Consider the following 21,660-nt stretch of genomic DNA (forward strand, 5'->3'; position numbering starts at 1 on the left):
TGCGGCCTCGCACGTGGCAGTGGGTGTGATGCGACGGCACGGGGGCTCCGGCCGGGGGGCGGGTGGGTCAGAGGATGAGGTAGATCGCGGCCGCGAGGATGACTACCAGGCCGACCACGGTGCCGCAGAGGATGAGGATGTTCCGGCCCTGGGGGTCGGGTGGGGGCGGCGGGGGCCGGCGGGGTGGGGACGGGACCGGGGGTGGGGCGGGGCGTCGGTCGGGTGGTGGGGGGTCAGGCGGGGCGGCGGGGCGTGGCGGGTCGGTGGGTGGGGTGAGGGTGCCGGGGGGGAGTTCGTGGAGGAGGCGTTGCCACAGTTCGGGTGGGAGGTCGGGGGGTGCGGCCTTGGCGCCGGGGGGTGGGACGAGGTGGCGCAGCAGCTCGTGTTCGACCGCGGTGCCCTCGTAGAGGAGCGCGCTCAGCAGGGCGTCGAGGGCCGGTGCGTGGCGCCGGTCGCGGACGTGCGGGGTGACGGCCCACTGGAACAGCCAGGCGGCGCGGCGGGCGAGTTCGGTGGTGGACTCGGCGGACGGGTCGGGCCGGCCCCGGTCGGTGCGGTAGAGGTAGAGCCGCTGGTCCAGGACCTCCGCGCAGAGGCGGTGTTCGTCCTCCGGGTGCCGCTGGGGGCTGCGGCGGTGGAGGACGAGCAGCAGGCGGCGGGTGGCCGGGTCCGGGAGGTCCTCCTCGCGCAGGATGTCGAGCAGGGGCCGGTCGCCGATGCCGTCGGTCAGCCGTAGCAGGTAGGGCAGCAGGTCATTGGTCGAGCCGGGCCGGAGCAGGGCCCGGCGCAGTTCTTCGGTGGGCGGCACCGCCGGCGGGACGGGGCGCTCGGGTGGGGCGTAGACGGGCTGGTCGTCGGGGTCCGGGGCGGGATCCGGGGCGGGGACTGGGGCAGGGCCCGGGGCGGGATCCGGGGCGGGGACTGGGGCAGGGCCCGGGGCGGGATCCGGTCTGGCCGTTCGGACGCCGAGGGTGCGGGCGAGGCGCCGTAGGCGCTCCTCGGCCGGCCAGCTCGCGGCGTCCCGCAGCTCGCCGGTCAGTTCGGGCAGACCGGCCGCCCGGCGGCCGGTGGTCTCCAGACAGCGTTCGACCAGACGGGCTGCCAGCTCGTGGGCGAGGTCGGCCTCGGGGCGGCGCGGGTCCACCCGGGAGCGGGGCTGCTGCTGCCCGGAGTCGGTCGCCCAGTCGGCGACCCAGGTGACCAGCAGGTCGTGGCGGTCCGTCACGTCGTAGGTCGCGAAGGTCCACGGCTGCTGGAGCCAGGTGTGGCCGAAGATCTCGTGCAGGCCGCTGATCACCGCGGCGGACGGGTTCCGCTCGGGCCAGCCCGGCAGGGCGTCGCTGCGCAGGGAGAGGCGGTGCCGAGGACGGCGCAGCAGGGCCGCGGTGGCGACGGTGAGTGCGTCGGTCACCCCGGCGATCCGGGCCGGGGTGTCGGCCCAGGTCTGTTCGGCGCTGTCCCGCAGCAGGGCCCGGGAGACGGGCGGGCAGCGGTCGGTGGCCTCCTCGGCGAACCGCTTGGTGCCGAACGACCAGTCGCGCAGCGCCAGGGAGAGCCGGGCGCCGAGCACATCCTGGTGGCCGAGCAGCAGGTGGCAGGCGGTGTTGGGCCGCCCGCCCAGGTCGGCGGTCGGCCACCGCCGGATGACCGCCGCCTCGCCGCGCTTGGTGACCGTCCGGACCAGGCTGGGGCGCAGCGCGCCGTCCACCCTGAGCAGCGGGGCGAGCTCGCGGGCCAGCTCGTCGGCGCGTTCCGGCGGGCAGGACCACGCGGCGGCGGCCATGCCGGAGCCGCGCCGCCCCAGATTGCCCTGCCAGCGGAACACGATCTGGTCGACGGTGCTGTCCGGAGCAGTGGCGCCCGGGGCGCTCATCCGGTCACCTCCCCGGGGGCGTGGCCGTCGGCCAGCTCGATGATGCCGTGCATGGCGAGCAGCGAGATCAGCGGCTCCAGCACCCGCTGCGCCCGGACGCCGCGCGGGTAGCGGCTGTCCTCCTGCCGCCCGCCGGTGGCGGAGGAGATGTGCAGGGTGCAGTGCAGGGCGGTGTCGAAGGGGCGCAGCCAGGCCTTCCCGGCGTGGCGGTGCAGCAGCGCGTACACGTCGCGGCTCTCCTCAAAGAGCCGTCGGCGGCTCAGCGGAAGGTGGCCGGGCTCGGTCAGCCAGCGGTCCACGGGGGGCTCGGAGCGCAGCAGGTCGGCCTTGGCGACCACGACCGCCGAGGGGACGGTGAGGTACGGGCCGTTGCGGGGGATGCGGTCCAGGGCGGTGGCGAACGCCGGGTCCCCGTCCCGGTTGACGTGCAGGCCGAGCGCGGTGCGGATCTCGTCGAGCTGCGGCAGCGGCATGGCGAGGGTGGGGTCGACGACGAAGACCAGGGCGTCGATGCCGAGGAGGAACCGCAGCAGCGCGTCGGTGCGCAGGAGGTCCTCGCCGGCGAGGTCGAAGAAGGCCAGCGGGCGGACCCGGCCGCGGGCGTCGGTGATCAGCAGCGACTCCACGAAGCGGGCGGAGTCGCCGGCGCCGAGCCCGGCGGTGTGGGCGAGCACGTTGCCGTCGCGCAGCGGCACCACGCGGTCGTTGAGGAAGCTGGCGTGCTGCTCCGGGTTGACGGACTGCCAGCTGACGCCGTAGGGCTTCAGCCGGTCGTCGGCGATCTCGGCGATCATCTGGGTCAGCAGGTGGCTCTTCCCGGTGTTCGACTGGCCGATCATGGCGACGGTCAGCGGACGCCCGTGGGTCAGGTAGGGGACGGGGATGTGGTGCGGCGGCGTCGCCGGACCGCCCTCGCAGAGCTGGAAGGCGCCGCGCAGCTCGTCGGCGAGCACCCGCGGGTTCTGCTGGTCGGCGAACCGGTAGGGCTGGAGGTCCTGGACGGCGTCGGGCACGTAGAGGGCGTTCGGGTCGAACCGGATGGGTTCCAGGCAGTAGGGGCAGAGCACGCCGCCGGGGTCGGCGGCCGGGTACCCGTACGGCGCGCCGTCCGGGCCGGCCGTCGCGTCCTGGTCGGCGGCCGCCGGGGCGCCGTACCCGGGGAGCGCGGCGTACCCGGGCAGCCCGGTGTCGCCGGGGTGCTTGAGGGCGACGGCCCGGTCGAACTCGGCGCGGTGCCGGCCGAGGCCGTCGCCGCCGGCGGTGCGGCCCGCGCCCGGGCGCCGGTCGGGCGCGAGCAGGCCGAGGAGCGCGGCCGGGGCGGGCCGGTCGGCGGCGCGGGGGGCGAAGGAGGACCGCATGGTGTGGGCGAGCGAGCGGTGGTCCGCGAGGTCGGCGGGCTCCCGGTCCGGGTCGCCGGGCCGCCCGGTGACCAGGCGGTACATCACCTGGGCGGTGCTCCAGAGGGCGTCCCGCGGGTCGGTGTGCCCGGTGCCGCCGCGCACCTCCGGCGAGGCGTACGGCGCGGGGCCGCGCGGGGTGCGCGGCCGCCCTGTGTGGGCCACCGCGTCCAGGCCCCACAGCTGGACGGCCCGGCCGTCCCAGCGGACGGCGGCGGGGGTGATGCCGTGGTGGACGAGGCCGAGTTCGGCGAGCAGGGCGGTGGCGTCGACGAGGTCCCGTTCGACGGTGCGCAGCTGGGTGACCGCGAGGCCGTGCAGCCGCTCGGCCGGGGTGCCGCGCGGCGGCCGGTAGAGCACGAACGGCTCGGCGACGTCCAGGTCGTAGCCGATCACCACGGGGAAGAGCCGGGCGAACTCGGTGTCCCCGAACGTGCGGTGCAGCCGCAGGGCGGTCGCCGCCTCGGTGTCGAGCGCGTCGCGGGCGGCGTCCGTGACCCCTGTGCCGGGGGGCGCCGCCGCCCGGACCTGCACGCACTTGACCGTGCCGTCGAGCAGGGTGTTCCGCATCAGGGGGGCGTCGCGGACCACCGGCCCGGTCGGGTCGGGGCCGAACCTCGCGGTGGCGAGCAGGCGTCGCCCGGCGGGCGTCAGGTAGGGCAGGTCGACGCCCTTGGGGCGGCCGGGGTCGCCGGGGCTCCGCAGCCGGACGGGCCCGGTGGTGCTCACCACTGCTCCTCCTCCTCGGGCAGCGAGACGTGCCGCTGCCGGACGGTCTCGACGACGCCGGCCCGCAGCGCGGTGAGCCGCAGCTGCCCGGCGTAGCGGCCGGCCGCCGTCCGGACGTCCCGGACCTCGGGTCGGCCGGGCGAGGTCCGGTGCCCGCCGGAGCCGTCCTGGGCGGCCTCCGGGGCGAACCGGATCAGGGCGACGGCGTCGGGGTTGCGGCTGAGCAGGTCCAACTGCTCGGCCGAGTTCAGCTGCAGCAGGCCCTGGCCGTCCTGGTCGGGGCCGGCCGCGTCGGCGGCCCGGCGGATGTCGATGCCGAGCAGCCCGGCCGGGCCGCTGCGGGCCCGGTGCGGCGCGGCGAACGGCGGGGCGGGCAGGACGTCGTTGCGCCGCAGGTGGTCACGGGCCACCGCGAGAAGCTCGCGCACCCGCTCGGCGATCCGCTCCTGGGCGGCGTCGCCGGCGTGGCCGCGCTCGACCGCGCCCCAGTAGGGCTCCAGGGCGGTCAGTGTGGCGTCCGTGAGGTCGCCGGCCAGGGTCGGCACCAGGTCGGGACCGCCCTTGGCCTCCCCGCGCTCCAGCCAGCGCGGGCCCGCGGGGGCGGTGCCGGGCAGGGGCCCCGCCGGGCGGAAGGGGTCGGCCGTCCGGGCCTCCTCCCGCCGCTCGGTGCCGCCTCCGGAGGGGACGCTGGTCCAGTCGTACTCGTCGGATTCGTCCGGTTCGTCGTACCGGTCGTCCCCGTCGTCCCCCCTGTACGGGGTGGACGCGTCGTTCCCGGGATCGTCGTCGGCGGTGCGGCCGAGCCAGTCGTCGTCGCTCTCCGCCATGGCCTCGGGCGGGTCGGCCCCGAGGTCGCGGGTGGCCTCCTCCTCGGCGGCGGTGACCGAGGCGCGGAGCACCCCGACCACCGACAGCGCCGCGTCGGCGCAGTACCGGCGCTCCTCGACGGCCCAGAACTCGCGCAGGGCGCGGGCGAGGAGCTCGTCCAGGCCGTTCAGTCCGTCCTGCAGCGGTGTCACCCCGCGTTCCAGGCCCCAGCGCTGGGCGTGGTCGTGCCAGGTACGCAGCAGCAGCCAGCCCCCGAGCCCGAGCCCGGCCGGCAGGCCGAGCGCGCCCGCCCAGACCGGCAGTCCGGCCGCGCCGGCGGCCGCGGCCGCCACCGCGGCCCCGAGGAGGGCGGCCACGCCGAACCGGCCGGCGTCGGAGGCCCGGCCCGGGCCGCCGGGCAGCCGGGTGACGGCCCGCAGCATGCCGAGCACGAGCAGCACCGGGACGGTGAGCGCGGCCGGCAGCGCCGGCCAGGTCCAGAATCCGCCGAGCGCGCCGGCCAGCCCGGTCAGGGCCAGCACGCCGGAGCCGGGCGGGTCGGGCGGCAGCGGACGGTCGGGTGGCGCGGCCTCCCGCAGCCGGTCCAGTTCGGCGATCCGCGGGGCGTTGGAGAGCGGCTGCACCTGCTCGGCGAGCAGCGACAACTGCTGCTCCACCGAGCGCAGCGACAGGCCGTCGCGCAGCAGCCCGAGGGCGAGGCTGCGCAGGCTCTCGCCGATCTGCTCGCCGGTGGTGGTGGCGGGATCCACGGCGACGCCCAGCCGGGCGAGCCTGGTCGCGGACTCGGCCGCGGACTGCGCGCCGACGGTGCCGCCGTCGCTGCGCAGCACCTTGCCGATCAGACTGCCGTAGCGGTCGAGCGCCGACCGGGCCCGGTCGAGCGCGGACTCCAGCTCACGGTGGCCGGCCCCGTTGACGAGCCCGGCCGGGCTGCCGAGGGTGACCAGTTCGGCCTCGGCGTCCGACAGCGCGTCGACGACCTCGTGGCGCACCCGGGAGGTCTCGCCGCCGTCGACCGGCCGCCCCGGGGTGCCGGTGGTGGAACCGGCGACCAGACCGGCGAGGGTGGTGGGCAGGGTGGCGCCGGCCAGGACGGTCGGACCGGAGGTGTGCGAGCCGGCGAAGCGGAGCAGCGCCTCGCTCCAGGCCTGGCCGCGGACCTCGGGGGAGAGGCCGTGCTCCAGGACGCGCAGGGCCGGGGCGGCCACGCCGTCGGGCAGCGAGCCGAGCAGCTCCAGTGTCTCGTCGAACAGTTCGGGCATCGCGAGGACGTCGACCAGGACGGCCAGGGCCTGCGGGTCGGCGGGCCCGGCCTGGTCGGCGGCGCCGTGACCGGCCTGGAGGTCGCCGGCCCAGAGCAGGCCCGCCTCGGGGGCGCGCAGGGTGGCGGGGCGCACCAGCCGGCGCTCCGCCGGGAGGTCCTCGTCGGAGCGGGCCGGGAGCCCGCCGACCAGGAGGCAGAGCACCCGCACCCGGCCGGGCGTGCGGTAGCCCATGATCTGCTCGAACCGGGTGCGGTGCTCGTCCAGCCCGGCGGGGGTGTCGACCACCAGGAAGCGCTGGTCGTGCGGTTGGACCAGGCCCTGCGCCGCGAGCCGGGCCGAGACGGCCGCCCGCAGCACGGCGGGGTCCTCGCCGGCGAGTTCGGCGGTGCGCAGATCGAGGTGGACGACCGGCGCGGACTGCGACAGGGGAGTGCTCAAGCGGGCTCACCGCCCCGGCGCTCCGTGCCCGGCTCGCCCGGCTCGTCCCACCACGAGGTGGAGCGCGGCTCGTCGGGGAACTCCCGCGGGGGTTCGCCCCGGGCGGCGCTCCGGTCGGTGCTGCGGTCGGTGTCCCACCCGGTGTCCCGGTCGCTGCCACGGTCGGCGCTCCGGTCGGTGTCCCACCCGGTGTCCCGGTCGGGGTGTCCCATGAACCCGGTGTCCGGGGCGGGCTCCTCCCGCCGGTCCGCCGGCCGGGGGGAGGGCTTCGTCCAGTCGTCGTCGTACGCGGCCCCGGAGCGGTCGGAGCGGTCGGCCCGGTCGGACCGGTCGGCGCGGGACTCGTACGCGGCGCCGGCCCGGTCGGCGCGGTCGGCCCGGTCCTCGTACGGGTCCCGCTCCCCGCCGGCGGTGCCGTGGCGGTCGTCGTCGTACGGGTCCCGCTCGCCGCCGGTGCGCTTCGGGGCGGGCTCCCAGGTGCGAGCGCGGCCCCGGCCGTCGGGCCGGTCGGCCGGTCGGGCGGTGCCGAAGTCGTCCTCCTCCCGCACCGGCGGGACGCGGGTGCCGTACGCGTCCTCCTCGGTGTCCTCGACGGCGCGCGGGGACAGCTCCCCGCGCTGGATGACGTCCAGCAGCGTCTCCAGGTTCGGCTGGACGGCCCGCTGGTCGCCGAACTCCAGCTTCAGCGCGGCCGGCAGGGTGTCCGCCCAGAACTGCCAGAGCGGGCGGAACCAGCCGTCGACCCGCTCCCCGCCGATCTCCCGGCGGGACCGGAGCATCCGCAGCTGCTGCGGGGCGATCTGCTCGACCAGCCGGACGAACAGCGGGTCCGGCCGGCTGGCGGAGCGGGTCAGCCCCGCCGGGCGGGCCGCCATCAGCCGGCTGCAGTAGTCCTCGACCGTCCGTTCGTCGTCCAGCACCGTCCAGCGCTCGTAGGCGCGCAGCAGCTCGGCCCAGCTGGAGACCCCGTTCTGCTGCTCGCCGAGCCGCAGCCGCACGCCCGGCACGTCCACGCCGCGGTCGCGGAACAGCCGCAGCCGGATCAGGTGCGGGGAGTCCTCCGGCCCCTCCAGCACGTCCACCTGTCCGTTCCAGAGCAGGCTGAGCAGCCGGTGCAGGATGAGCCGGCGGTCGGCCTCGGTGGAGACCAGCCAGTCGTCGCGGTGGCCGAGCCGCTGGCGCCAGCGCAGGACGTCGTCGCTCTGCTCGTTCTCCTTCGCCTTGGCCCACTGGCGCAGCATCTTGCGGGCCTCCGGCACCTGGGTGAGGCTCATCTCGCTGCGGAACAGCACGACCGTGATCGACTGCGTCTCGACGCCCCGGAACTCCGCCCGGGCGTCCTTCGGCAGCCGCAGCGCCTTGCGCAGGAAGTCCTCCACCTCGTCCGCGGACTTCACCCGCGGGTAGGTCACCAGGGCCTTGAGCGGGCCGGTGCCCTCGGGCACGAACCCGGCCGGCAGCAGCCCGGCCAGCTTGCGGCCGAACTGCTCCAGCGCCTCCTTGCTGACCTGCTCGGCGTCCTCCGTGCTCCCGGCCGCCGCGGCCAGCAGCACCCCCATGGCGGGCAGCAGCGGGCGCTCCTCCAGCTGCTCGCCGCTCTCCGCGAAGAGCCGCTTGACGCCCGCCTCCACGGCGGTCTTCACCTCGCCGACCGCGTTGCCGGGGTTGCGCCGGCTGAGCGCGTTGGCGGAGCGCCACTCCTCGCCGCCGACCAGGCGCATCAGCAGCGCGGCCTCGTCCTCGGTCTCGGGCAGGCCCTCGCGCGCGGTGAGGCGGGTCACCAGGTCGTCGTAGAAGTGCTTGAGGTCGCGCTGCGGCGGCAGCAGGTAGGAGACGCCGGTGCGGTCCTCGTAGAGCGTCTGGGACTGCTCGGCGAACGCCCTCGGCTCGTCCCGGGCGTGGTTGCGGAAGGCCGTGGCGAGCCGGCCGACCTCGGCCTCCAGCGCGCGGGCGGTCGGCTCCCAGCGCTGCTGCTGGCTCTTCCAGCCCTCGTGCCACAGCTGCCGGCTGCGCCAGCGGTACCAGGCGTCCTGGGCCCGCAGCACGGCCTGGACCTCGTCGTCGCCCCAGCGCGGCTGGGCGAGCCCGCCCATGCGGCGCCGGATCCTCGGGGCGGACGGCGGCTGCTCCCGGGTGCCCGGCGGCAGCGGGGGCGTGTGGGTGCGCTGGTCGAGCAGGCCGAGGAAGCCGAGGCGGGCGAGGTCGTTGCCGTCCTGCGGCACGCCCCGCACGATCCGCTGCACGGTGAACGGGTCGACCTTCGCCAGCAGCCGGTCCACCGCCCTGCGGGGTGCGAAGTCCTTGGCCATCTCGGCCGTGCGGACCGCCACCTGCCGGGCCAGGTTGGCGAGTTCGGACTGCATGTCGCCGAGCCGGGCGGCCAGCCCGGCCTCGATGGCCGAGCTGCCGCGCGGCTCGGGGGACGGCGGCTGGATCTCCAGGGCGGGCCGCAGCAGGAGCTCCTCCAGGCCGGAGTCGGTGAACATCTGCTTCACCAGCTCCTCGGCGGAGTGGCCCGGGCGGTGCGTGCGGTCGTCGAGCTGCTGGACGGAGGCGCGCAGGATGCGGCCGGAGACGAGCGAGGCCAGTTCGTCCACCGGGGCGGTCATCGAGGCGACCAGGCTGGTGGAGACGCCGCGGCGGCCGATGCCGGACGGCGCGGTGGCGGCGCGCTGCGTGCCGCGGTTGATGAAGCTCGCGGCGAAGGTCTGGTAGTCGTCGTCGGCCCGGGTGCGGGCGGTGCGGCCGTCGCCGAGCTCGGTGCCGATCAGCGACATCACCAGCGACACCATCGAGCGGCGCAGGTCGTCCGGCCGGATGCCGGCGGTGCGGTTGAACAGGAAGGCCGTCGGCAGGATGCCGGTGCGCAGCCGGATCGGGGGGGTGTGCGGGTAGCGCACGCGCAGCGTCAGGTCCTCGTCCAGGTCGCCGAGTTCGGCTCCCTCGACCGGGGCGTTCTGCTCGTCGACCAGGCGGAAGAGGTCGACCAGGGCGCGGGCCGAGTTGAGCTCCGCCTCCCGGCCGCCGCCGCTCGCCGCCGGGAACGCGGAGGGCATCACCACCAGCGGGTAGATCTTGACGCCGTCGAAGCCCTTCTCCCGGAAGGCGTGGTTGATCAGGTACAGGTAGTCCAGGAAGATCCCGGCGCCGGTGCCGCCCGCGACGGAGAACGCCACGAAGACGTCGCAGCCGGAGACCGGGCCGCCGCCGAGCTGGCTGAGCACCCCGCCGGAGCGGGCGAGCGCGTCGATGGCCTGCATCAGCGGTTCCAGGACCGGGTCCAGCCCGCCGCGGAGGGTGCCGAACAGCCCGGCGCGGCCGACGGTGGGCAGCTGGCCGGCGCCGTTCTTCAGCGGTACGACCCGCGGCTCGTTGTTGCGGGGCGGCAGCCAGGCGGCCGTCTCGTCGGGCAGGCTGGCCCGCAGCATCTTGGTGACGTCGGGCGAACTGTCGAAGTTCGGCAGCAGGTCGTGGGTGGAGCGCGAGGTGCGGCTGAAGACGGGACGCAGCGCCGGGGCGGCGGAGGCGTGCGGCAGCCTCGACAGGTCGGTCTCGCTGAAGTCGGCGTAGACGAACTGCAGGCAGTCCGGCAGCTGGTAGGGGGCCATGGCGCCGAGGCCGGTCAGCGCCGTGCCGTCCGGCCCGCAGAGTTCGGCGCGCAGCCGCCGGTCCAGCTCGGCGCCGACGAGGCCGCCGGTGCCGCCCAGGCCGACGAAGAGCATCGGCTGGAAGATCTTCATGTGTTCCGCCTCCATCCGGCCGCGCGGTGCGGCCGGTTCGGGTGTGGGGTGGGGCGAGGTGGACGTGCGTGGGTCGGGCGTGGGTCGGGGTCGGCGTGGCTGGGGCGGGCGCCCGGGTCAGAGGTAGTCGGAGGCCGGCGTGGACGGTCCCGTCGCGAACGGCCGTTCGTCGGACCGCGGCGGCGGCGGGGTCGGCCCGGTGCGGCGGCCCGCGCCGAGGCCGAGGCTCAGGCCGTCGGCGAGCGGAACGGGGGTGTCCGCGCTCAGCCGCGAGGGCGACCGGCGGCGGATCTCCAGCACCGCGCCGCCGTCCTGGCTGCGCTGCACCCGGTACGTGCCGCCGGGCCGGCGGACGATGCGCGGGTGCGGCCCGCCGACACCGCTCACCTCGAACTCGTACCAGCCGCGGGAGCCGGCGGACGCGGTGTGCTTCCCGATCTCGCGACCGCTGTCGTCGAGCAGGAGCAGCTCCAGCCCGGCCGGGGTGCTGCGGTCGCGGGTGATCCGGCGACGGACCAGCAGGCCCAGCACGGCCAGCACCACGACGGCGCCGGCGAGCGCCAGGGCCCACCACCACCGCTCCAGGAAGGTCGGCGGCGGGGTGACGGTGAGGGAGAGCGGGCTGTCGACCAGCACCCGGTCCCGGTCGGAGGTGTCGACGACGGTGACCTTGCCGCCCACCGTCACGCCGTCGTCGCCGAGCAGCCGGCCGAACGCCTTGGCGCTGCCCACGGTCAGGGTGACGTCGACCGTGCGCGACTCCTTGGGCGCCAGCGTGACCGAGCCCGGGGACACCGTCAGCAGGCCGGCGGCGAGGTCGGTGACGGCCGGGCGCAGGGTGTGCGGCACCGCGTCGTCGTTGCGCAGCGTCAGGGTGCCGCCGACGCCGTCCCCGGGGTGGGCGCCGGCGCCCCCGTCCAGCGAGAACGACGCGGTGACCAGCGGCACCGCCGGGGAGACCACCGAGGCGGCCGGGCGGTTCTCGTCGGCGGCGAGGCCGGAGGCGGTCAGGGTGCCGGAGGCGGTGATCCGGCCGGTGGCGCCGGCGGGGACGGTGACGGTGCCGGTGAACGTGGCATCGCCGCCCTTCGCGTCCGGGGCGGCGCCGTCGTCGGCCAGCGGGACCGGGACGGACGGGAAGCCCTCGCCCGCCAGGACGGCGGTCACGCCGAGGTCCTTGAGGTCCTGCTGGTCGGTGATCGCCAGGCCCTTGCGGGTCTGCAGCTTGAGCGTCACCACGGCCTTCTCGCCGGCCCGCGGCGACGGCGGGGTCAGCGTGATCGAGCTGTTCAGGGCGCCGCGCCAGAGCACGCTGACGCTGGCCAGCTGGTCCCGGTGCCCCTCGGGGGCGTCCAGGTGGACCCGCCAGTCGCCCGGTACCGGGTCGGTGATGCGCAGCGACTCGACGCTCTGGTCGCGGCCGGAGAACTCGAACGTCGAGTCGGGGTCGGACTGGGGCCCGGTGATCTGCTTCCCGGAGGGGTCGAAGTACGTCGCGGTGACCTGCGGGTCGCCCTTGTCGACCACGATGCTGCCGACGGTGGCGAGCGGGGAGATCCGCACCGGCAGGTCGGCCGGCGGGTGGCCGGTCTTGCCGGGCTCGGCGCGCAGGCAGTGGGCGGCGGCGAAGGCGGCCTCCAGCGCGGTGCCGACGGCGCCCGAGTCCTGCACCACCGAGGCCCGGGGCCTGGCGCCGGGCAGGCTGACGCAGCCCTCCTGGAAGCCGCCGGCCGCCATCCGGTCCAGGGCGGCCCGGTCGATCTCCGCGCCGAAGCCGAGCGGCCAGATCTGGATGTTGGCGGCCTTGGCGGCGGCCAGTGCCCTGGTCAGCGCCTCCTCGCCGGCGGCCGCCCGGTGCGCCGGGTCCCCGTAGGCGGGGCTGTCGCTGACGTCCAGCTTGCCGTCGGTGAGGACGAACAGGACCCGGGGGACGGCCGGGTCGGTGCCGTCACCGAGCCGGCCGACGCCCTGGAGGACGGCGTTCGGGAAGTCGGTGCCCTGGCCCTCGTCGGGGGCGCGGCTGTGCAGCTTGGCGATGCAGGTGCCGATCCGGTCGCGGCCGGCGGCGTCGAGGACGGTCGGCGGGCAGACCTCGTCCACCGGGTGCTGGCCCGCGTTGTCCGCGCTGGCGAAGCCGAACACGCCCACCGTCGAGGCGGGGTGCACCTCGCCGAGGGCGATCCGGACGGCCGCGGCGCGCTCGCGTTCGAGGTCGGCGGGCTTGAGGCTGCCGGACTCGTCGACGGCGACGGCGTAGTTGACCGGGCCGATGGACGCCGACGGTGTGCCGGGCGCGGCCGCGGGCGCGGGATCGTCGGCGGCGGCCGGACCGGCGGGCAGGCCCGTGGTCAGCAGGGCCGCCGCCGCGACGACGGCCGCGGCGCGACCGAGGCGGTGGCGCGGCCGCCGGGGCCGGGCCGCGGCGGCCGTGGCGCGCCTGCGGGAGGGCCCGAGGGACAGGTGGTGCACCGTCATCTCCTCTGGATCAGGGTGCGTGCTCCCGGCCGAACCGGCATGGCCGGCCGGGGAGTCGGCGGGTGGGGGCAGGAGGGTGCGGTCAGGCGAGCAGCAGCCCGGCGGTGGTGAGGGCGGCGCCGGGCGCGAGGCAGCCGACGCCCCAGCGGATCCAGCGGTACTTGGCGGCGAGGATGGTGCTGACGTCGACGGCCTGGACGAGCAGCCAGCCGACCGGGTCGCGGCCCGCCGCCGCGACCCGGTCGGCCAGCGCCGTCCGGCCCTCGGCCGGCAGCAGGTCGCCGAAGTAGGTGACGCCCTCGTGATCGCGCTGGGTGCCGGTGCGGGGCAGGATCGCCCGCACCAGCGCCACGGCTCCGGCCGCCCAGAGCGCGCCGCCGAGGGCGAGCAGGACGGCGGCGAGGCCGGTGGGACGGCCGTCCGGCCAGCTGCGGCCGAGCAGCAGGGCCGGCAGGCCGAGGGCGGCGGTGAGCAGGATCGAGGCCTTGGTGTCGGCCCGGCCGATGTCCTCGCGGACGGCGGCCAGCAGGCGGTCCGCGACGAAGCGGGCCTCGTCGGGGGCGGGTGCCTGCGGGGTCGGGGACGTGGTCGAGGTGGCGGCGGGGGGCGGTATCGGGGGCACGGTGGTGGTGCGGGGGTCGGGCACGGCTCACCACCCGCCGTTCGGCGACCAGGGCCGGTCGTCGTCGGGGTCGGGGTCGGGGTCGGGGTCGCGGCGCCGGCCCCGGTCGCGGTCCGGGCCGTGGTTGTCGGTGCGCGGGGTGCCGGTCCGGTCGGTCCGGGGCCCGGGGGCGTCGCGGGCCGGGGCGGGTTCCCAGTCGTCGAAGGCCTCGCTGGGCCGGCGTCGAATCCGGGTGTCGGCGGCGGGCCGCTGCGGCGGAGCTGGGTCGGCCTCCAACCAGGAGGGCGTGTAGGGGCGTTGGGCGCCCGGGCGGTCCGTCCGGTCGGTTCGGCGGTTGTCCGGCTCGGACCACCGGTTCTCGCGCTGCTCCGTACGGCGGTCGTTCCGGTACGCGGCCCCTTCGTTCCGGGTGTCGCCGGGGCCGTCCGCCCCGGTGCTCCGATCGTCCCGGCGCTCGCTCCGGTGGCGCTCGCTCCGGTTGGTGTCGCTCCGGTGGTCGTCGCGGCGGCTGTCGTCGTGGCGGTCCGACCGGGCGTCCCAGCTGCTGCGGCGCTCGTCCCACCGGCTGTCGTTCCAACCGTCGTTCCAGTCGCTGTTCCAGTCGCTGTTCCGGTCGTCCTTCCGGTCGTCGTTTCGGCTGCCGTCGCGATCGTGCCGGCGGTCCGACCGGTCCGACCGGTCCGACCGGTCCGACCGGTCGTCCCGGTGCTCGTCCCAGCGGTCGTCCGGGCCGTCGTCGTGCTGCCGGCCGGGCGGCAGCTCGCGGCGCGGCGGTGCGGGCCGCACCGGCGGTCGGCCGAAGCTGCCCTCCACCCGGTACGCCCCGGTGCCCAGCAGCTCCCGGACCTGGCTCTCCAGCTCGGCGGACTGGATCACCCCCTTCTCGACCAGGTCCAGGGTGTGGTCGAGGAGTTCGCGCCGGTCCTGGCGGGCCTCCTGGCGCAGCAGCTCCATGAAGGCCCGGGCCTCGGCCGGGTTGTCGGCGAGCATGAAGCAGATCTGGCTCCACTCGCCGCCTTCGAGCATCACCCGGAACTTCTGCATCCGCAGCTGGAGCAGTTCGCCGCTGTGGTGTTCGCCGGCCAGGTCGTGCGCGTGCTCCCGCTCGGCCATCGTCCCCCGGTGGTCGTCGTCCCGGACCTGCTCGGCCTGCGCGATCGCCTTGCGGTCCACCGTGAAGCGGATGTACAACTCGGCCCGCAGGCCGAGGTCGTAGCCCAGGTCGTCCCACTGACCGTTGCGGCAGGCGGACTTGACGGCGCGGTCGGCCTCGGTCGCGGCGGTGATCGGATAGCCCGCGCAGACCCCGCGCAGGCGCTCGGTGAGCGGGGCCCGCAGCCGGACGGCGACGTTGGTGACCTGCTCGTCCACCACCTTGAGGTAGTCGGTGACCGTCCACTGGATGTCGGCCTCGACCTCGAAGAAGGTGGTGCCGCCCGCGGCCGGGACCTGCAGCGACACCCGGGTCATATGGGTGCCCCGCGCCACCTCGCAGACCGTCACCGGCCGGGCCATGAACGGGCGGCCGACGTGCTCGCTGCCCCGGGCGGTGATGATGCTGTGGCCGCCGTTGCGGTAGAAGAGCACCTGGGCGACGCCGGCACCGGGCTGCGGGAGGCCGCCCTCCGGGCGCGGGTACTCCTTGAGCAGCGGGCCTGCCGGGTGCACCGAGGAGGCGCCGCCCCGGCCGGGGGACTTCCGGCCCGCCTTCGGGTCGTCCGTCATCGTTCGTCCTCCTCGGTGTCCCTGCGCTGCCGGTCCGTGCGCTGTTCATCCGTGTGCCGCCGGTCCGTGCGGTTCGGGTCGGGGGCGGTGCGGCTCCGGTCCGGACGGCCGACGGGGGCGGGCCGGGCCTCGGGGGCGGGGCGGCCCTCGGTGGCGAGGTGCCAGAGGCGGCGGGCCGCCGCCTTGTCCAGCGGGGCGTCGGGATCCTTCATCATCCGGCGCAACAACCAGTCCAGGAGCTGCCGTTCGCGGTCCCCGCCGAGCAGTGACGGCAGCAGCGCGGCCAGGCCCCGCCTGGTGTCCGGGCCGCCCTCCAGGCCGCCGTCCTCCTCGGGGACGGCCCCGCGCAACCAGTACTCCAGGCAGTCCGTGGCGGCCTCGTGGGAGCGCGGGGTGCGCAGCGCCGTCCACATCAGGTCGGCCAGGGCCCGGACCCGGTCCGGCCGGGTCACGGCCAGGGCCAGCGGCAGCGGCCAGTCCAGGTGGTCCGCGAGGTCCGGCGAGGCCTCGCCGTCCCAGACCTCGCCGACCGTGGTCACCGCCAGCCGGACGATGGTGAGCAGCCCCAGGTCCTGGTGCGGCACGCGGCGGTCGGCCGTCCAGTCGGCGATCCGGCGCAGGACCGCCCGGTCGTCGGGGCCGGACAGCAGCCGGACGGCGCTGTGCGAGACGAGCGGCGCCTGGTCGTCGTGCTCGTCGGTGCCGATCCGGGCCAGCCGGTCCAGCGCCTCCTCCACCGGGGCGATGTGGCCGAAGCCGAGGGCCATCGCGGCGGTCCAGCGCAGCCGCACCGAGTCGGACTTCGTCCAGTCCCGGACCAGGGCCCGGACGGCGGGCCGGTGGCTCTCGTGCCGGGCGGTCTGGTCGAGCACGGTGGCCGCGAAGGCGCGGCGCTGGGTGGCGGGGGCGGTGGCCATCGGGCGGACCAGCTTCTCGTAGCCGGTGGCGAAGTCCCGGGAGCACAGCTCGCCCGAGGCCAGCGCGGCCCGGACCCAGACCTCGGGGCGCGGGTCGTCGGCGAGCAGCCGCATCCAGCGGATCACCGGTTCGCGGGCCGGGTGGTGGCGGTCCCAGACCTCGGCGAGGACGGCGGCGGGCAGGGCGGCACCCCGGTAGCGGACGATCCGGGCGGGTGCGCCGACACCGGCCGTCTCCACCTCGCCGTCGGTCAACTCGGCCCGCAGGAAGGCGAGGTCGGAGGCCGGGTCGTCGCAGAACAGCGGCCGGGCGGGCGCGTTGGCGGGGTCGCGGGCGACCGCGAACTCCCAGGTGAGCAGGTGCGCGGCCTCCGCGACGGTGCTGTGCGCCGAGCCGTTCAGGACGGCGAGGGCGATCCGGGACGCGGTCGGGTGCAGCACGGTGGCGGCCGAGCGGCCGTTGTCCCCGGCGGTGTCGGCGATCTCGCGGTCGGCGCCCGCGAACCACTGCTGGGCCTGCTGCGGGGCGAGGCTGGCGCAGCCGTCCAGCAGGTCCTGGCGGGTGAGCCGGCCGAGCACGTGGGCGGAGACCAGGTCGGCGAGCAGCTCGGCCTCGGCGGGGCGGAGGTCCTCCAGGCCTACGGCGGCGCGCACCTCCGGGTCGTCGACCAGTTCCTCGGCACGCCCGAACGCGTCGGGGTCGGTCCGGAACGGCTCCCCGGTGGACCCGGTGGACCCTGCCGCGGACCCGGCTTCGGGCTCCGCGTCCGGGTGCTCGCCGCCCGCCCCGGCGGGCTCCGCCGCGAGGCGCTCGGCCAGCCGGGCCCGGAGCAGTTCCTCGGTGGGCGCCGGCGGGCAGATCAGGCCGTACCGCCCGGCGAGCAGCGGGGCGGCGGTGGGGCCGGCGGCGACCACCAGGACCGCGAAGGAGTCCCGGGCGACGAGGGCAGCGGCGAGCGCGTCGAGTTCGAACTCGTCGGGCGGCAGTACCGTGCGGCCCCCGCCGGACGGGAGTTCGAGCAGGTAGCCGCGGTCGCGGTGCTCGCCCTCGGCGACCACGGTGGTCAGCCGGGGCACCCGGGTGTCCGGCGCGATCCGGGAGACCCGGGCGGGCGGCTTCTCGCCGGCCGCCCCGCCGGGCTCCGCCCCGGCCGCGGGCTGGGCGGGGCCCGCCTGGGTCAGTTCGTCGAGCAGCGCCAGCGCGGTGCACGTCCGGCCGGTGCCCGGGGCGGCGGCGAGCACCAGCACGCGCTGGCGGCGCAGCGCCCGCTGGAGGCCCACGTACCCCTCCGGCTCGCGGTAGACCCGGCGGACCCGGCGCAGTTCCGCCTCCGGCACCGGGCCGCTGACCGCGCCGACCGCCTGCCGGCCGTCCAGGCTCAGGTGGACGTCGCCGATGTGGGCGCGGTGGAACACCGAGCGGTCGAAGAGGTTGTGGTCGCCGCCGACCTGGTAGGAGGACCGGGCCGAGCGGTGGGCGCGGGAGGTGGCGGCCATCCCGGTGGCGGCGCCGCCCTCGTCCTCCTGCTCGTCCAGGAGGCGGTCGCGGCTGCGCTCACGGAAGCGGCCGGCGGCGCGCTCGCGTTCGGAGCGCTCCTGCTCCTCGCCGTCCTGTTCGGCGCGCCCCGGCTCCTCCCGGTCCGCCTCGGCGCGCGGTGGATCGTCCCCGGTGCGCACCGGCTCGTCGCCGGCCGGCGGCTGCGGCCCGCGGTCCCGCTCGGGGCGGTCCGGCCCGGGGCGCTCCCGGTCGGCGCGGTCGCGCCCGGGGCGGTGCTCACCGCGGCGGTCCCGGTCGCCCGGCTCGCGGCCGCGGTCGTGGTGCCCGCGGTTCTCGGGCCCGCCGGCCCGGGGCTCCGGGCGGGCCTCCGGCCGCCGGGCGGCGCGCTCGCGCGGCTCCTCCGCCCTGCGCTCGGCGGGTGCCTCGGTGGTGCCGGCGGGCTCAGCCACGGCGGTCTCCCTCGGTGGTGCGGCCGATGTGGACCGGCGCCTGGTACGTGTTGTCGTGGTGCACCGAGAGGTCCCCGGCGACGGTGGTGCCGTGGGGCAGACCGGGGGCGACCGGGTCCGCGGCGGGCCCGGGGCGGGGCTCGGTCCGGCGCGGGGCGCTCCCGGCCGCGTGGTCCGGTGCGCCCGTCGTACCGCCGTCGGCCGTCCCGCCGCGAGCCGGCTCCCCTGTGGTCGGCTCGTCGGCGGGCGGCCCCTCGGCGGACGTGCCGCCGCCCTCGGGCACCGGGACGGGCCGTGGCCTGCCCGGCAGCCGGAGCCAGGCGTGCACCCCGCCGTCCTTGAGCCGCAGTCGCGCCGGAGCGTAGTGCTCGGGGTCGACGAAGCGGCCGCCGTGGCAGACGACCTCCCGGTACAGGGAGTCGGAGACGACCACCACCAGGTCGGCCCGGTCGCGTTCGAGCAGCCGGCGTGCGGCGTCCGAGTCGGTGAGCCGGCAGGCGAGGTCGACGGCGTGGCCGCTGATCCCCTGGGCGTCGTGGGTGACGGGGCCGACGTGCAGGCCGATCCGGAGCCCGAGCGGCATCCGCAGGTCGCGGTTGTCCTGGCGCAGCTGCTCGTGCACCTCGGCCACCCAGACGCCGATGATCCGGGCCGGCGGGACGGTCGAGGCGATGGCCGCCAGGATGCCGTCGCCGCGGTCCTCGCGGTGGACGAGCCGGGCCGGCACCCCGGCCCGGGTGAATGCCCGGTCGAGGACGGCGTAGAGCTGCCGGCGCATCCGGGTCTTGCCCTGGTCGTCGTAGGCCCCGGACCGCCGGACGTCCACGCCCACGACCAGCTCGTACACCGCGTCGACTGCCTGGTCGTCCACGTCCACCCCCATGGTTGTCTCTGCCACGCCGTCAGGATTGCCTGCCGCGCGCCGGGTTGTCTGTGACCGTTTACATGCGCCGTGCGGTGACGCCCGGCCGCGCCTCATGTGCGCCGTCGCGCCTCCGGCCGCTGCTCGGCCGGTCCCCGCGCGAGCAGCAGCAGCGGGGCGGGGGCGAGGATCTCGACCTGCCGGGTGCCGGTGCGCACCAGGCCCTGGTCGCGCAGGAGTCTGAGCGCCTTGGCCACCGCCTCGCGGGTGGCGCCGACGGTCGCGGCGAGGTCCTCCTGGGCGAGGTGGACGACCGCGGCGGCGCCGTCCCGGCCCGGCCGGGAGGTGGCGTCGGTGCCGGAGAGCTCCACCAGGCGGCGGGCGAGTCGCTGGACCACGGTGAGCGAGGCGAGCGCGGACCGTTCGCGGTCCGAGTCCCTCAGCCGGGAGGCCAGTTGGGTCATCACCTGGCTGCCGACCCGGGGGCTTTCGGCCAGGAACCGGCGGAAGCTGTCGCCGGGGATCACCAGGGCCTTGACGGGGCCGAGCGCCTGGACCGTCGCACTGCGCGGCCGCTGGTCCAACGCGGCCAGCTCGCCGATGAGTTCACCCGGTCCGCGCAGGCCGAGCACGAGCCGGGTCGCCCCCCGGTCGATGGCCGTGAAGACCATGGACCAGCCGGCCAGCACCAGCAGGACGTGCGTGGACCGGTCGCCCTCGGAGAGCAGGTGCTGCTCCGGCCGGAACGTGCGCTCGGCCCCGAGCGAGACCAGGGCTTCGAGATCGTGGGCGGTGAGTGTTCGGGCGAAGGGCTGGTCGCCGCCGAGCAGACCCATGTCACCTCCTGGTCCTCACCAACCGTCTTGATCCGCTCCGACGTTGGGAGATCGTAGACCTGCCGGAGGAGGAATTTGGCCGAATTTCTCGCGACGGGAGCGATGTGGTGCTGGAGGGGTTCACGAGGCTGGTGTGACACCTCCGCGAGGGGTCGGCGGTGCCCGGGCCGTACGGCGAACGGGCAGGTCGGCAAGGTGATCGCGGGAAGAGCGGCGCGGTTTGGGACACGATTCAGACATCTCTTGGCCACAGTGCGGTGTACACGCTCGATGCGCCGTCGTGCGCCCCCGCGCACTGCGCCCCGGAGGCGTCCGGCGAACCGGCCGGGCGGCCCCGGTCACGCCGGGTGGCCAGCGGCGGCGGGCGGGGCGGAGGTGGCCTGCGGGGCCGGGTGGGCGAGCCGTCCGGCGGCCCTCTCCACCGTTCCGGCCAGTCGAGTCCGGTCCCTTGACACGATCGGCACAACTTCACCACTCTTGGCCCATCGCCGAGCTGGTGTGGACGACTGACCCATGGTCATTCATCTCAGCTGATGGCGTTGTTGCCAGCCAGTCATCGAAGGAGGTGTGTGCCATGAAGAAGATCGTCGTCCGCAAGGCCGGCCCGGTTCGCCTCACCAGCGCGGCCCGTGCGCTGTACCTGCCGTGGTCCTGCGCCGTGCAGAACTGATCCATCCCCCCGGGCAAGGGGGCACACGGTGCCGGCCGGACCCACGTGCCGGCCGGCACCGCTCCACCTCGCCCCTCCGCCTACCTCCCGCAGGAGGATCCGTGCACTCCTCCACGGACAGCGGCTCCGCCGCCCCGGGCGTCGACCTGGACCGTGCGGTGCCACTGCGTCGCCTCGTCTATCTGCAGGAGGCCGACGAAGTCACCATCGGCAGCCCGGAGACCGACACCTACGCCGTCTTCCCGGCCGACGGCGCCGAACTGGTCCGGATGCTGGCCGACGGCCGCACGCCCCGCGAGGCCGCCGAACGCTACGAGGCCGCACACGGTGAGAGCGTCGACATCGCCGACCTGGTCGAGGCCCTCGTCGAGCTCGACCTCGTCCGCTCCGCCGGGGAACCGGCGGGACCGGACGGAACGGACGGACCGGCGGGCGCTGTCACCCCGGTGCGCTGGCAGCGGCTGGGCCGGCTGGTGTTCAGCCGACCGGCCTTCGTCGGCTACGCACTCGTGACGGCCCTCGCCGTCGCCGAGATGATCCGGGTGCCCCGGCTGGTCCCGCGCGTCGACCACATCTTCTTCAGCTCGTCCTACACCCTCGTCGTGCTGATGCTGTTCGTCGGCCAGGTGCCGCTGCTCGCCCTGCACGAGGCCTTCCACGCGCTGGCCGGACGCCGGCTCGGCCTGCGCTCGCGGCTCTCGGTCGGACGCCGGCTCGTCTACCTGGTCCTGGAGACCTCCCTCGACGGCCTGGTCAGCGTGGAGCGCCGAAAGCGCTACCTGCCCATCATGGCCGGCATGCTGGCCGACACCCTGGCGATCGCCGTGCTCACCCTCGTCGCGGACCTGACCCGTGACACGAACGCCGTCGTCGCGTCGATCTGCCTCGCGATGGCCTACGCCACCGTACTGCGCCTCGCCTGGCAGGGGTTCTTCTACCTGCGGACCGACCTCTACGTCCTGCTCAGCACCGTCCTGGGCTGCGTGAACCTGCACGCCGCCGCGGCCGACGTGCTGCGCAACGCCGTTCGGCGCGGCACCGGACGGCCGCCGCTGGACCTGTCCGTCCACCACCCGGTCGACCGCCGGGTCGCGCGCTGGTACGCCTGGCTGATGCTGGTGGGCTACGTGTTCACGCTCACGATGTTCGCCGGGGTCGTCGTACCGACGGCCTACCGGCTGCTGCACGACATGTGGCTGCGGCTGACCGGCCAGGCCTCGCTCGCCGGCCGGCTCGACTCGCTCGCCCTGATGCTGCTCAGCGCCGCGCAGACGGTGGCCGTCCTCGTGCTCGCCGCCCGCGAGCGGCGGGCCGCCGCCTCGGCCTGACGCCCGCC

General features: G+C 76.3%; 11 protein-coding genes. 1 reads left to right on the top strand and 10 read right to left on the bottom strand.

Annotation, left to right across the window (positions count from 1 at the left end; translation table 11 throughout):
• Window positions 1–67: 67 nt before the first annotated feature.
• From ACZ4UX_RS20880 to ACZ4UX_RS20925, 10 genes are all read right to left on the bottom strand, one after another.
• Window positions 68–1,873 (bottom strand): hypothetical protein, encoded by a 1,806-nt coding sequence (locus ACZ4UX_RS20880; protein ID WP_465707754.1) that lies wholly within the window; start codon window positions 1,871–1,873, stop codon window positions 68–70.
• Entirely contained in the window at window positions 1,870–3,999 is a 2,130-nt protein-coding gene (locus tag ACZ4UX_RS20885; RefSeq protein ID WP_465707755.1) for a hypothetical protein, read from the bottom strand. Before ACZ4UX_RS20885 ends, ACZ4UX_RS20880 begins: the two co-directional genes overlap by 4 nt.
• A complete protein-coding gene (locus tag ACZ4UX_RS20890) occupies window positions 3,996–6,530 on the bottom strand; it encodes a hypothetical protein (RefSeq protein ID WP_465707756.1) in 2,535 nt (844 codons plus the stop codon). The genes ACZ4UX_RS20885 and ACZ4UX_RS20890 overlap by 4 nt, the downstream gene beginning before the upstream one ends.
• Window positions 6,527–10,270 (bottom strand): tubulin-like doman-containing protein, encoded by a 3,744-nt coding sequence (locus tag ACZ4UX_RS20895; protein ID WP_465707757.1) that lies wholly within the window; start codon window positions 10,268–10,270, stop codon window positions 6,527–6,529. Before ACZ4UX_RS20895 ends, ACZ4UX_RS20890 begins: the two co-directional genes overlap by 4 nt.
• Before the next feature lie 117 nt (window positions 10,271–10,387).
• The gene (locus tag ACZ4UX_RS20900; protein ID WP_465707758.1) at window positions 10,388–12,739 is read right to left on the bottom strand and encodes a VWA domain-containing protein; all 2,352 of its coding nucleotides are present in this window, start codon (window positions 12,737–12,739) and stop codon (window positions 10,388–10,390) included.
• A gap of 88 nt (window positions 12,740–12,827) precedes the next feature.
• Window positions 12,828–13,391 (bottom strand): Pycsar system effector family protein, encoded by a 564-nt coding sequence (locus tag ACZ4UX_RS20905; protein ID WP_465707759.1) that lies wholly within the window; start codon window positions 13,389–13,391, stop codon window positions 12,828–12,830.
• 3 nt (window positions 13,392–13,394) lie between these two features.
• Complete coding sequence (locus ACZ4UX_RS20910) at window positions 13,395–15,092, bottom strand: hypothetical protein (RefSeq protein ID WP_465707760.1); 1,698 nt, start codon at window positions 15,090–15,092, stop codon at window positions 13,395–13,397.
• On the bottom strand, window positions 15,089–17,956 hold the full coding sequence (locus ACZ4UX_RS20915; protein ID WP_465707761.1) for a hypothetical protein: 2,868 nt from the start codon (window positions 17,954–17,956) through the stop codon (window positions 15,089–15,091). Before ACZ4UX_RS20915 ends, ACZ4UX_RS20910 begins: the two co-directional genes overlap by 4 nt.
• Window positions 17,949–18,854, bottom strand: a complete 906-nt coding sequence (locus ACZ4UX_RS20920; RefSeq protein ID WP_465707762.1) for a nucleotidyl cyclase domain-containing protein — start codon at window positions 18,852–18,854, stop codon at window positions 17,949–17,951. The genes ACZ4UX_RS20915 and ACZ4UX_RS20920 overlap by 8 nt, the downstream gene beginning before the upstream one ends.
• Window positions 18,855–18,931: 77 nt before the next feature.
• On the bottom strand, window positions 18,932–19,654 hold the full coding sequence (locus tag ACZ4UX_RS20925) for a Crp/Fnr family transcriptional regulator (RefSeq protein ID WP_352291842.1): 723 nt from the start codon (window positions 19,652–19,654) through the stop codon (window positions 18,932–18,934).
• Between the two features lie 771 nt (window positions 19,655–20,425).
• Here ACZ4UX_RS20925 and ACZ4UX_RS20930 point away from each other — a divergent pair.
• A complete protein-coding gene (locus ACZ4UX_RS20930; RefSeq protein WP_465707763.1) occupies window positions 20,426–21,652 on the top strand; it encodes a hypothetical protein in 1,227 nt (408 codons plus the stop codon).
• The last annotated feature ends 8 nt before the right edge of the window (window positions 21,653–21,660 follow it).

This window comes from Kitasatospora sp. NPDC028961, from assembly GCF_055564815.1.